Genomic DNA, 12,587 nt, shown 5'->3' with positions numbered 1-12,587 from the left:
TTGCGGGGCGGCGGGGCGGGGAAGGGGCGCACGGACTCAGGACGACAAGGAGGTGGTGCCGGTGTCGGGGCCGACGACCGGGGAGGGGATGGGAGCGCCGTGCTGGCTGAGCCTGTCCGCGCGCGATCCGGAGGAGGCGCGGCGCTTCTACGGGGCCGTGCTCGGGTGGACGTTCCGGCGGGCCGGGCTCGACGACGCGTACGTGGTGGGTGAGCGGGACGGGGTGCCGGTGGCCGGGATCGCGGCGCTGGCCGCCGAGCCGGCGGTGCCGGTGGCCTGGACGGTGTTCTTCTCCGTCGACGACGCCGACGCGGCGGTGGCACGGATCCGGGAGCGCGGCGGGACGGTCGGCGTGGGGCCGATGGCGTGGCCGCTGAGCGGGCGTGCGGCGATCGCGACGGATCTCGACGGTGCGGTGTTCGGGGTGTGGGAGGGGCGGCCGGTGTCGCGCTGGCACGTCGGGGAGCGGCAGGCTCCGGCCTGGGTGGAGCTGCACACCCGCGACGCGTTCGACGCGGCCGTGTTCTACGGCGGGGTGCTCCGCTGGGCGGACGGGAGTCCGGGCGCGAGCGAGGTGTCGTACGAGCACGACCGGGTGGTGCTGCGGCGGGACGGCGAGGCCGTCGCCCGGCTCGACAGCGGGCCGGTCGAATCCGCCTCGCCCCGGCCGCAGTCGAGGCCGCGCTGGCTGGTCCGCTTCCGGGTGCGCGATCTGGCGGCGGCTCAGGAGGCGGTCGTGGCGCACGGCGGGGCGGTGGTGCCGGGCGGTGAGTGGGCCGGGGTGCGGCCGTCGGACGCGGAGGACACGCGCCGGGTGGTGGTCCGGGACCCGGACGGGGCGCTGTTCACCCTGGAGACGGAGGACGCGGGAGGATCCGGGGCCGTGTGATCCACCGCTCTCTGTTCGGAAGCTCCTTGTGTAGACCGTAGATGATCCTGCAATCTTCATCTTGCACAGGATCAGGTTCGGCATGCATGAGCGATGCAGGAGGGAAGGGCCCCATGAACGGCGAGCGCCCCGAGCTGTACGAGATGTTCGACGAGCGGTTCCTCACAGGGCGGTGCATGTACGGGGACGACGCCCTGGAGGTCCTCTACACGGGCTGCCGCTGGGCCGAGGGTCCGATCTATCTGCCCGCGTGGCGCCAGTTGGTCTGGAGCGACATCCCGAACGACCGGATGCTGCGCTGGGACGAGGAGACCGGGGCGGTCGGCGTCTTCCGCCGCACGGCCGGGCACACCAACGGCAACACCCTCGACCGCGAGGGCCGGCTGATCTCCTGCGAGCAGGGCAACCGGCGTGTGACGCGCACCGAGCACGACGGCACGGTCACCGTCCTCGCGGACCGCTGGCAGGGCAAGCGGCTGAACAGCCCGAACGACGCGGCGGTGAAGTCCGACGGGTCGATCTGGTTCTCCGATCCGGACTTCGGCATCACCAGCGACTACGAGGGCTACCGCGCGGAGAGCGAGATCGGCTCCAACAACGTGTACCGCATCGATCCGGACAGCGGTGAAGTGCGCCTGGTGTCCGACGAATTCGCCGCGCCGAACGGGCTCGTCTTCTCCCAGGACGAGCGGCAGCTGTTCGTCTCCGACACCCGGGCGGGCTTCATCCGGGTCTTCGACGTGCGCGAGGACGGCACGCTCTCCGACGGCAAGGTCTTCGCCGACGCGTCGGCCCGGGAGAGGGCCCGCTTCGACAACCTGCGCTTCGACGCGGACGGCCGTCTCTGGGCCGCCGCGATGGCCGACGGGGTGCACTGCTACGACCCCGACGGCACGCTGATCGGACGGCTGAACGTCCCGGAGCCGGTCGCCAACATCTCCTGGGGCGGCGCCAAGCGCAACCGCCTCTTCATCGCCGCCCAGACCAGCCTGTACTCGGTCGTGATGAGCAACACGGGCACCCACCCGACCGGCCCCGGCCACCGGCCCTGGTGGGACACGGCGGCCTGAGGCACGGCTCCCGTCAGGAAGCGGTCGCCCCCGAGGTCGCGCGCGGGCCTGCCCCGGATTCGGCTCCCCGGGCGTCGGCGGAGGCCGGCGCCGTGAACCGCGCGGGGATGAGCGCGGCGACGACGGCCGCCACCAGGCCGACGCCGCAGCCGATGAGCATCGCGACGCGGAAGCCGTCCTCGGAGGGCAGCGCGTGGCCGCCGAGGGTGGTGGTCATCTGCGCCAGGACGACGCCGATGACGGCGGCCGAGACGGAGGTGCCGATGGAGCGCATCAGGGTGTTGAAGCTGTTGGCGGAGGCGGTCTCCTCCTGCGGGACCGCGCCCATGATGAGCGCCGGCATGGCCCCGTAGGCGAGCCCGACGCCGGTGTTGCAGATGAGGGTCACGGTGAGCAGACCCCAGGTGGAGCCCATCAGGGCGAGCGAGGAGCCGTACCCGACGGAGATGACGAGCGCGCCGACCGAGAGCGTGACCTTGGGTCCGCGGGCGGCCGAGAGCTTGGCGCCGAGCGGCGCGAGGATCATCATCATCAGGCCGGCCGGGGCCATCCAGAGCCCCATGGCCATCATCGACTGGCCCAGGCCGTAGCCGGTCGCCTCGGGCAGCTGGAACAGCTGGGGGACGACCAGGGACTGCGCGTACATCGCGAAGCCGACCAGGACCGAGGCCGCGTTGGTCATCAGGACGACCGGGCGGGCGGTGACGCGCAGGTCGACGAGCGGGTCGGGGGTGCGCAGCTCCCAGGCGCCCCAGGCGAGCAGGACGACGGCCGCGACGGCGAACAGGCCGAGGGTGGTGGCACTGCCCCAGCCCCAGGTCGCGCCCTTGGAGACGGCGAGCAGCAGGGCGACGAGACCGACGCCGAGGCCCAGGGCGCCCGGCAGGTCGAAGCGGCCGGGGGCGGCGGCGCGGCGCCCGTCCGGGACGGCGCGCCAGATCAGGGCGCCGACCACGACGCTCAGTCCGGCGGCGACCCAGAAGAGCACGCGCCAGCTGGCGTTCTCGGCGACGGCGGCGGAGAAGGGCAGGCCGAGGGCGCCGCCGACGCCCATGGAGGCGCTCATCAGGGCGATGGAGCCGCCGAGCTTCTCGGGCGGGAGGACGTCGCGGAGCAGGCTGATGCCGAGGGGGACGACGCCCATGCCGAGGCCCTGGAGTCCGCGTCCGACGATCATGGGGACGACGGAGGTGGCGAGGGCGCAGACCACCGAGCCGGCGACCAGCGGGATGACGCAGACGAGCAGGACGCGCCGCTTGCCGAGGGTGTCGCCGAGCCGGCCGGCGACGGGGGTGGCGACGGCTCCGGCGAGGAGGGTGGCGGTGATCACCCAGGAGGCGTTGGAGGCGGTGGTGCCGAGCAGTTCGGGGAGGTCGCCGATGAGCGGCACCACCAGGGTCTGCATGAGTGCGGCGACGATGCCGGCCATGGCGAGGACGCCGACGACGCCGCCGGGGCGGGCGTCGGACTTGGAGCCGTCCACGGGTTCTCCCTCGGTACTTTCTTCGGTTTTTCAAGAACAGTCATATGCATCATGCACATCGATTGCAGCATGCACAAGTCATGCATGATGCACATGATCGCGGAACGGGAGAGAATGGCCCCATGGACAAGCCCACCCACCTGGTCGAGTTCGAGAGCATGCTGCTCGGACGCCACGCCCACCTGTACGGGCCCCGCTCGCGGGCGGCCGGCGATCACCTCGACCGCAGCGCGTACGTCCTCCTCACCCGCATCCGGATGCACGGGCCGATGTCCATCGGGCAGCTCACCGAGGCCTTCGGCCTCGACGCCTCCACCCTCAACCGGCAGACCGCCGCGATGCTGCGCGCCGGGGTCGTGGAGCGCATCCCGGATCCGGACGGCGGCATCGCCCGCAAGTTCCGCATCACGGAGGAGGGCGAGCGCCGCCTGGACGCCGACCGGGCCTTCAACGTCGCGGGCCTGGAGCGGGTGATGGAGGACTGGTCACCCGAGGACGTGGCCCGCTTCGCCGCCTACCTCGAACGCTTCAACCGGGACATCGAGCGGCTCGAAGGCCGCCCCTGGCCCCGGCCGTGACGTCCCGTCAGGCGCCGCGCGACACGGCGGCCTGACGGTCCGCCGTCACCAGGACGGTGTTGACGAGCGCCACGACGGCGAAGGAGACCGCCCACACCGGCCGGTCGAGGCCGTTCAGCGCGAGCGCCGCCGCGCCGAACACCAGGGCCTTCACGCACAGAACACCCGCGAGCGGCACCGTGAACCGGGCCCTCGGGGCGGCGAACAGCCCCCAGACGACGGCCGCGAGGGCGGGCGCGGCGACCGCGAGCAGCAGCCGGAGCGCCACGTTCTCCGCGCTCTCCCATCCCCACCAGGCCAGCACGGCCAGCGCGGCGAGCTCAAGGAGGAGCGCCAGGCCTTCGTTCAGTACGCGCAGTGGTGCGGGCAGCTTCATCGGGGACCTCTCGACGTCGATCACGCGTGCGACCGACCGAGCCTAGACGCCGCTTCCGTCAGAAGTCTTTACCTCCGGGCCGCGTCGACGGTAACTTCCCGGCGACGCAAGAGATTTCAGAAACTTTCCGACAGCGTTTCCAACGGCCGATCCCCGCTTCCCCGCCGGTCCGTACGGAACGCACCCCCGCCTGGAGAATCAGATGCCCCGCACCCCCACGCGGCCCCTCGGACGCCCGGTGGCCGTCCTGGCCTTGGCCGCCGGCCTGCTCGGCCTGCTCGGCCTGCTCGGCCTGCTCGCCGCACCACCCGACGCCCCGTCACCGCCGACCGCCCCGGCCGCGGCCGTCGCGGAGAACACCGCGACGGTCTTCTACTGGACCAGGACGAAGAACTGGGCCGCCTACAACCTCCATTACGCCCCCGACGGCGGCTCCTGGACCACGGTCCCCGGCGTCGCCATGGAGCCCGCCTGCACCGACTGGGTGAAGAAGACCGTCAGCCTCGGCAGCGCCGCCGGACTCCAGGCCACCTTCAACAACGGCAGCGGCACCTGGGACAACAACGGCGGCGCGAACTACGCCCTGGGCACGGGGAACATCACCGTCAAGGACGGCGTGGTCGCCCACTCCGACCCCTGCGCGGGCACCACGCCCGCCCCCGCCGCGAAGGCGACCGTCTACTACTCCACCGAGGCGCTCGGCTGGTCCACCGCCAACATCCACTACCAGCCGGCGGGCGGCGCCTGGACCGCCGTCCCGGGCGTCGGCATGCAGGCCGCCTGCGCCGGCTGGTGGAAGCGGGAGATCGACCTCGGGACGGCCGCCACCCTCAAGGCCGCCTTCAACAACGGCAACGGCACCTGGGACAACAACGGCGGCGCCGACTACACGATCGGCACGGGCGTCTCCACCGTGCGGAACCGGGTGGTGACGGCGAACGCCACCGACCCCTGCGCCGCCACCCCGCCCGACACCCAGGCCCCGACCGCCCCGGCCCGGGTGACCGCCACCGCCGACGGCGTCTCCGTCCTGCTCGCCTGGGACCCCGCCACCGACGACCGGGGCGTCACCACGTACCAGATCACCCGTACCGGCGGCAGCGGCGGCACGGTCGTGACCGACGTCGGCTCCACCGTGTACTCCGACACCGGCCTCGCCGAACGGACCGCGTACACCTACACGGTGAAGGCCGTCGACGCCGCCGGGAACGTCTCCGCCGCCTCCGCCGCCGCGACCGCGACCACCGGCGACAAGCCGGCCACGCCCGCGGCCGGGAAGCCGCTCGGCACCGACCCGCGCAAGGACCCGATCTACTTCGTCCTCACCGCCCGCTTCAACGACGGAGACCCGTCGAACAACCGGGGCGGAAGCCAGCACGTCAAGTCGGGCAACGCGGCCAACGACGACCCCATGTTCCGCGGCGACTTCAAGGGCCTCATCCAGAAGCTGGACTACGTCAAGGGCCTCGGGTTCTCGGCGATCTGGATCACCCCGGTGGTCCTCAACCGCTCGGACTACGACTACCACGGCTACCACGGCTGGGACTTCTACAAGGTCGACCCCCGCCTGGAATCCGCCGGCGCCTCCTACCAGGACCTCATCGACGCCGCCCACGCCAAGGGCATGAAGATCTACCAGGACGTCGTCTACAACCACTCCTCCCGCTGGGGCGCCAAGGGCCTCTTCGTCCCGACCGTGTACGGCGTGCGGGACAGCCAGTGGAGCTGGTACTACGACGAGAAGCAGCCCGGCTTCGAGTACGACGGCCTGACCATCGACGCGAAGACCGGCAAGTCGTACTACAACGGCGACCTGTGGTCGACGGCGGAGCCCACCGGAAACACCTGCGTGAACTGGGGCAAGCCGACCGGCGGCAAGAGCGCCGAGGGCTACACCGTCTACAACTGCCAGTGGCCGAGCCCCACTTCGGGCATGTTCCCCAAGGAGCTCTACCACCAGTGCTGGATCGGCAACTGGGAGGGTGAGGACTCCCGCTCCTGCTGGCTGCACGAGGACCTGGCCGACTTCAACACCGAGAACCCGACGGTCCAGAACTACCTGATCGGCGCGTACGACAAGTACATCGACATGGGCGTCGACGGCTTCCGCGTCGACACCGCCGTACACATCCCCCGCACCACCTGGAACCGCCGCTTCCTGCCCGCCATCCAGGAGCGGGTGGCGCAGCAGCACGGCGCCCAGGCCGCGCAGAACTTCTTCGTCTTCGGCGAGGTCGCCGCCTTCGTCAACGACAAGTGGAACCGCGGCTCGGTGAACCACTCGGCGCAGTTCTACACCTGGAAGGAGCGCAAGGAGTACGACGCCGACGACGCGAAGGCGGCGCTCGAGATGTACGACTACGAGCAGCAGCAGGGCACCGGAAACCAGCCGACCTCCACCAACGCCTTCCTGGCCGGGAACAGCTACCACACCCCCGACCACAGCCGCTTCTCCGGCATGAACGTCATCGACATGCGCATGCACATGAACTTCGGTGACGCGCAGAACGCCTTCTCCAACGGCAGGGACTCCGACGACAGTTACAACGACGCCACCTACAACGTCGTCTACGTCGACAGCCACGACTACGGGCCCAACAAGTCGAGCGAGCGGTACGCCGGCGGCACCGACGCCTGGGCCGAGAACATGTCACTGATGTGGACCTTCCGCGGCATCCCGACGCTGTACTACGGCTCCGAGATCGAGTTCCAGAAGGGGCAGAAGATCGACTGCGGGCCGACCTGCCCGCTCGCCACCACCGGCCGCGCCTACTTCGGCGACCACGTCGCCGGCTCCGTCACGGCCTCCGACTTCTCCCAGGTCTCCTCCGCCTCGGGAGCGGTCGCCACCACCCTCCAGCAGCCCCTGGTCCAGCACGTGCGGCGGCTCAACCAGATCCGCCGCGCGATCCCCGCGCTCCAGACGGGCCAGTACTCCACCGAGGGCATCTCGGGCGGCATGGCGTTCAAGCGCCGTTACACCAGCGGCTCGACGGACAGCTTCGCGCTCGTCACGGTCTCCGGGGGCGCCACCTTCACGGGCATCCCGAACGGCACGTACACCGACGCCGTCACCGGCGACGTCCGCACCGTCGTGAACGGCAGCCTCTCGGTCGCCGCACCCGGCAAGGGCAACCTGCGGGTGTACGTCCTGAACGGCCCCGGCAAGATCGGCACGGCCGGCCCGTACCTCAAGTAGCGGTCCACCGGCAGTCGTCCGGGCGCCCGGTTTGACAGCACCGGGTGCCCGGCGGACGGTGGGAACCGGGGGTGCTCCCGAGGGAGGAGAGGAGCACCGGATGTCCGCCGGGATGGAGCTCGCGACGACACCCGCCATGGCCCCGCAGGCCACACCGGCGCTCGTGACCTTCGCCGCCCTCCTCCAGCTGCCCGCCCTCGGCCTGGAGGCCCGGGTCGCCCAGGAGCTCGCGGAGAACCCGGCACTCGAAGAGGACCCGGAACCTGCGGTCTGCCCCCTCTGCGGGACGCCGCTCGGCTCCCCCGGCCTGTGCCCCTGCCTGTACGGCACCGGCGCGCGGACGGCCGAGAACCCCGGGGCCGGACCCGAGCCGCGCGCCGACGAGCGCGCCGCGTGGCTCCTCGCCGAGGTCGGGGCCGCGCTCCCCGCCGAGGACACCGCTCTCGCCGCGTACCTCCTCGGCAGCCTCGGCCCGCGCGGTCGCCTGGACGCCCCCGTCGAGGAGATCGCCGCCGCTCTCGGCGTCACCCCCGGCCGCGTCCGGCGCGCTCTGGCCGCCCTCCGCGCGGCGACGCCCGCCGGCACCGGTGCCCGTGACCTGCGTGAGTGTCTGCTGCTCCAGCTCGACCGCTGGGAGGAGCGGCACGGAACCCGGGAGCCCCTGATCAGGTCCGTCCTCAGCCACCACCTGGCGACCCTGGCCGACGAAGACCGCTTCGCGGAGGCCGCGCGGGCGCTCGGGGTGCCGGTCGAGGAGATACGGCGGGTCAGAGCGTTCGTCCGCGCCGAGCTGCGGCCCTCCGCCGGGCCGGACCTGACGCCCCCGCCCGCCGCCGCCTGCGCACCGCCCGACCTGGTGATCACCAGGGACCACCGGGGCGCCTGCACGGTCACCCTCCTCGAACCCCTCCGCCTGAGGCTCACCGTCAGCCCCTCCTACCTCGCGTTCGCCGCCGGCTCCAGGGGGGCCGGCCCGGCCGGTGAGCGCCTCGCGCGCGCCCAGGTCGGCCGGGCACGGGACTTCCTCGCACGGCTCGACGGCCGCTGGCGCACCCTGCGCCGGATCGCCGAGTACGTCGTGGACGCGCAGCGGCCCTTCCTCGACGAAGGACCGGCCGGGCTGCGACCGCTCCGCCGGCGCGAGGTCGCGGACGCCCTCGGTCTGCACGAGTCGACGGTCTGCCGGGCCGTCGCGGGACGCGTGGCGCTGCTCCCCTGCCGCCGGACCATGCCCCTCGCCGGGTTCTTCGGCGCGCGCACCGACGTCCGCACGGCCCTCCGGGACCTCGTCGAGCACGAGCCGCGGCCGCTCTCCGACGCCGAACTGGCGGGCCTCCTCGCCGAGCACGGCTTCCCGGTGGCGCGCCGCACGGTGGCCAAGTACCGCACGGACCTGGGCATCGAGCCCCGCGCCCACCGGGCGGCCCGCCCGCAGGCCGCCTGAGCCCGCCTCCGCTCCGAAGACTCCTTCGTGTCCCACGCCGGTGCGCACGAAGGGATCTTCGGCACACGACGGCCGGACCCCTGTCACCACGGCCTCCGCCCGCTGGCACGGAACTTGCAGGGAGAGGGATGAGCGTATCGAGGAGGCCGCAATGCACAACATGGATCGCACACAGCTCGAGTTCGGTTACGGGACCGGCGGCGGCACGGCCGGAGAGGCGGAGGCGTACGGCGCGTACGCCCCCGAGTTCGAGGGCGCGGCCGAGGGCGGCTTCGACGAGGTGCGGGAGATGGAGCTGGCCGGCGAACTCCTGGAGGTCGGCGACGAGGCGGAGCTCGAACAGTTCCTCGGCGGGCTGATCCGCGCCGCCGCTCCCCTGCTCAGGGGTGCCGCGGGCAAGGCTCTGCACGGCCTGTTGCGGGGCGCCGCCCGGCAGTTCCTGCCGGTGCTCGGCTCGGCCGCCGGCAATCTCGTCGCTCCCGGCGTCGGCGGGCTGATCGGCTCGCAGCTGGCATCGAAGGCGGGGAGTCTCCTCGGCCTCGAAGTGGAGGGGCTGAGCCGGGAGGACCAGGAGTTCGAGGCGGCCCGCCAGTTCGTCCGGTTCGCCGCCGACGCCGCGCGGACGGCGGCCGGGGCCGACGGCGGGGCGGGGACGTACGGGGAGTACGAGGGCGACTTCCAGGGCGAGTTCGAGGCGGCGGACCAGGAGTACGGGTACGAGTTCGAGGGCGCGGGCGGCCTCGCGGGCGAATACCAGGGCCCGGGCGGATACCAGGGCGAATACGAGGGTGAGTACGCGGGCGAGTACGAAGGCCAGTTCGCAGGCGAGTCCGAGGGTGACTTCGAGAGCGACTTCGAGGGTGTCGACGAGGTGGACGCGGGCGCCGCGCGGGCCGCCGTGCTCGGTGCCGCACAGCGGTACGCCCCCGGGCTCGTCCCCCTGGTCTCGGGTGCCGCCTCCGTCGTCCCCGACCTCAGGGGTCCCGCGGCCTACGGCGGGCGGGGCTCCAGCGGCCGCTGGGTCAGGCGGGGCCGGACCATCATCCTCCTCGGCATCTGAGGGACCCGAGGCATCCGAACGGGCACCCGAAGGGAGACCGGCCATGACCACGTACGAGTGCGGGTGCGGCGGCGGGCACCACCGGCGCGCCACGACACCGCGGCGGAGCGCCCCGACCGCTCCGGAGCTGCGGGAGTACGCGGCGGAGACGGGCCTGCTCGGCGGCGAGTACGGCAGTCCGCTGACCGAGGCGGAGGAGAGCGCGCTCGCCACGGAGCTCCTCGGCGTCGCCGACGAGCAGGAGCTGGAGGCCTTCCTCGGCTCGCTCCTCGCGCCTCTCGCGCGCCGCGACGGCGGGTTCCTCAGCGCGGCGGCGGGCGAGGCGCTGGGCGGGGTCCTGAAGAACGTGGCCCGGACCGCGCTCCCCCGGACCGCTCCGGCGCGCCGGAAGAGGGTGAGCCGTCCCCCGTGCCCCCTTCCGACAGGCCGGAGGGGGTCGCCCGATCCCGGATGCCTTGCGGTGGAGCGGCTGCCGATGCTGCGGGATCACGCGGGCACCCCGCCCGACATGTTCCTGAAGTGGAACGCGATGGACCGGCCGTCCCGGGTCGACGTCGTGGTCCATCTACACGGCTTCCACAACGGGCCGATGACCCTCCCCGACGACATGGACCCGGTCAGCGGGCTCGACTTCCACCCCGCCGGAAACGCCCCCGGCCGCACCGCTCCGACGCTGCTCGTCCTCCCCCGGGGCCATCACGTCGACGGCCCGTCGGGCCGCCGCTACTCTCACCCCGCCCTTCAGCTGCCCGGAGCGATCGACCGCCTGGTCGCCGAGGCCCTGGCCCACTTCAGGGCCGCGACGGGCGTGGACGCCCCGCTCGGGCGGCTCATCCTCACGGCGCACTCCGGCGGCGGCGCCGCGCTGATGTGCATCCTGTGCCACACCGACCCGGACGAGGTGCACACCTTCGACGCGCTGTACCAGGACCCCACGCCACTCATCCGCTGGGCCCGGCGGAGGATCGACCGGGGATCCGGCGCCCTCCGGGTGCTCTACCGGCCGTACGAGAAGACCGCACGCAACAGCGAACAGGTGGCCGCAGCCGTGCGAGGGGCGGGCTCTCCCAGGTTCCGGGTGGAGTGGACGACGGTGCAGCACATGGACATCCCCCGGCTCTACGGGCCGCTGCTCCTGGCCGACGCCGCCGCCGACCTGCCGGGGGCGAGACCGGCCCCCGCGCCCCGTCGCCGCGCCGCCGTACGCGAAGTCGCGGACACGTACGGGGAGCTGGAGAGCGAGACGGGCGAACGGTGGAGCGGTACGCCCGAGCAGCTCGGCTTCCGGCAACGGGTGCTCGACGCGCATCTGGCCCGCTCCCGTGCGAGGAAGGGCCGGCCCGGACGGGACCTGGCGCCCGGCGAGCTGAGCCACGTTCCCGGCACCCCTCACGCCGTCGCCATGCGGAGCGACGCCGCCGCGGCGGCCGGCCGGCTGCTCGCGGCCGCCAACGCGGCGCTCGCCGAGGCACGGGCGGCGGGCGACGCGGACGCCGGCCACACCACGCGGCTCACCGCAAGCAGCGGCTACCGGGGCAGCGAGCGTCAGCGGCGGCTGTGGCTGGGGCACTTCACGGGCTACTACGACGTGACGGCCGCCGCCCGGGCGAAGCTCCCCGGCGGCCCGCACGGCGACCGGGCCGTCCGGTACATGCTGGTCGACTTCCCCGTCCCCGACAAGATCGCCGCGCCCGGGTACAGCAACCACCAGAACGGGATCGCGATCGACTTCCTCCAGGAGCGCGACCGCGCTCACGGGATCTCCAACAGCACCGGACGGAAGGCCGTGGGGCGCTGGAAGTCCACCTGGTTCTTCGGCTGGCTGCGGGCGAACGCGCACCGCTTCGGCTTCGGGCCCTACATCAAGGAACCCTGGCACTGGGTCTACCGGGGCGGCGAGACGAGCAGCGCCGCCTGGAATCCGGCAGCCCAGCTCTTCGGGCTGACCGCCGAGACGACGGATACTCGAGAGGACGAGTTCGAAGTCGCGAGGCGGTTCGTCCGGCTCTCCGCCGCGGCCGCGCGGAACGCGGCGATGGCGCCGCGCGACCGGTACCGCCACTACCGTCCGTACCGGGGCCGGGCAGGCGACCGCGCGGTCGGCCGGGCCGCAGTCTTCACCGCCGCCCGGCGGTACGCGCCCGGGCTCTACCGTTCCTTCCACCGGTACGCGCGCCCGGCACCGTGGTCCTGGCCTCGCCGCCGTTACGGATACCCCTACGGCTACCGGTACCCGGGCGCGACACCCTGGCCCGTACCCCTGCCGTACGAACCGACGCCTGAACCGATGCCGTCCGCGGACACAGGCACCGGCCCCGTCGACACCGGTCCCGAGCCCGCCCCGGACGCCCCTGCGGCCCCGCCCCCTGCCGATGGACCGGCGGAGCCGCCCGCCGAACCTGCGGCCGCTCCCGTGCCACCGGACTCCGGCCCGACCTCCGGCACATGGGTGCGCCGGGGCGACCGGATCATGATCACGGAGGCCTGA

General features: G+C 72.9%; 9 protein-coding genes. 7 read left to right on the top strand and 2 right to left on the bottom strand.

The genetic code is table 11. The features are described 5' to 3' along the window. Positions 1–61 precede the first annotated feature (61 nt). Positions 62–889, top strand: a complete 828-nt coding sequence (locus ACZ7HT_RS04290) for a VOC family protein (protein WP_471159552.1) — start codon at positions 62–64, stop codon at positions 887–889. 113 nt (positions 890–1,002) lie between these two features. After that, entirely contained in the window at positions 1,003–1,959 is a 957-nt protein-coding gene (locus ACZ7HT_RS04285; RefSeq protein WP_471160056.1) for an SMP-30/gluconolactonase/LRE family protein, read from the top strand. Positions 1,960–1,972: 13 nt separating this feature from the next. Here the strand turns inward: ACZ7HT_RS04285 and ACZ7HT_RS04280 are convergent, their stop codons facing one another. Next, positions 1,973–3,442, bottom strand: a complete 1,470-nt coding sequence (locus tag ACZ7HT_RS04280) for an MFS transporter (protein ID WP_471159550.1) — start codon at positions 3,440–3,442, stop codon at positions 1,973–1,975. Positions 3,443–3,564: 122 nt separating this feature from the next. Here ACZ7HT_RS04280 and ACZ7HT_RS04275 point away from each other — a divergent pair, with 122 nt between their 5' ends. Beyond that, positions 3,565–4,020 carry a MarR family winged helix-turn-helix transcriptional regulator gene (locus tag ACZ7HT_RS04275; protein ID WP_116157378.1) on the top strand — a complete coding sequence of 152 codons (456 nt, stop codon included), beginning with the start codon at positions 3,565–3,567 and terminating at the stop codon, positions 4,018–4,020. Positions 4,021–4,027: 7 nt separating this feature from the next. Here ACZ7HT_RS04275 and ACZ7HT_RS04270 read toward each other — a convergent pair whose 3' ends face one another. After that, positions 4,028–4,420, bottom strand: a complete 393-nt coding sequence (locus ACZ7HT_RS04270) for a YrdB family protein (RefSeq protein ID WP_471159548.1) — start codon at positions 4,418–4,420, stop codon at positions 4,028–4,030. 178 nt (positions 4,421–4,598) lie between these two features. Here ACZ7HT_RS04270 and ACZ7HT_RS04265 point away from each other — a divergent pair, with 178 nt between their 5' ends. The 4 genes from ACZ7HT_RS04265 to ACZ7HT_RS04250 all read left to right on the top strand — a co-directional run bounded on the left by ACZ7HT_RS04265 (position 4,599) and on the right by ACZ7HT_RS04250 (position 12,587). Further along, positions 4,599–7,595 (top strand): carbohydrate binding domain-containing protein, encoded by a 2,997-nt coding sequence (locus tag ACZ7HT_RS04265; protein ID WP_471159546.1) that lies wholly within the window; start codon positions 4,599–4,601, stop codon positions 7,593–7,595. Positions 7,596–7,695: 100 nt separating this feature from the next. After that, the gene (locus ACZ7HT_RS04260) at positions 7,696–9,039 is read left to right on the top strand and encodes an RNA polymerase factor sigma-54 (protein ID WP_471159544.1); all 1,344 of its coding nucleotides are present in this window, start codon (positions 7,696–7,698) and stop codon (positions 9,037–9,039) included. Between the two features lie 151 nt (positions 9,040–9,190). After that, positions 9,191–10,099: a hypothetical protein gene (locus tag ACZ7HT_RS04255; RefSeq protein WP_471159542.1), complete on the top strand. Its 909-nt coding sequence runs from the start codon at positions 9,191–9,193 to the stop codon at positions 10,097–10,099. A 43-nt stretch (positions 10,100–10,142) separates the two neighbouring features. Next, positions 10,143–12,587 (top strand): M15 family metallopeptidase, encoded by a 2,445-nt coding sequence (locus tag ACZ7HT_RS04250; RefSeq protein WP_471159540.1) that lies wholly within the window; start codon positions 10,143–10,145, stop codon positions 12,585–12,587.

It is taken from the genome of Streptomyces sp. NPDC037410 (assembly GCF_055602235.1).
This window is presented reverse-complemented; position numbering and strand designations above follow the sequence as displayed.

Bases quoted from the DNA above. Each gene is read 5' to 3' on its own strand.
- ACZ7HT_RS04285 (WP_471160056.1), top strand. From the start codon at position 1,003: ATGAACGGCGAGCGCCCCGAGCTGTACGAGATGTTCGACGAGCGGTTC.
- ACZ7HT_RS04250 (WP_471159540.1), top strand. From the start codon at position 10,143: ATGACCACGTACGAGTGCGGGTGCGGCGGCGGGCACCACCGGCGCGCC.
- ACZ7HT_RS04255 (WP_471159542.1), top strand. From the start codon at position 9,191: ATGCACAACATGGATCGCACACAGCTCGAGTTCGGTTACGGGACCGGC.
- ACZ7HT_RS04265 (WP_471159546.1), top strand. From the start codon at position 4,599: ATGCCCCGCACCCCCACGCGGCCCCTCGGACGCCCGGTGGCCGTCCTG.
- ACZ7HT_RS04275 (WP_116157378.1), top strand. From the start codon at position 3,565: ATGGACAAGCCCACCCACCTGGTCGAGTTCGAGAGCATGCTGCTCGGA.
- ACZ7HT_RS04260 (WP_471159544.1), top strand. From the start codon at position 7,696: ATGTCCGCCGGGATGGAGCTCGCGACGACACCCGCCATGGCCCCGCAG.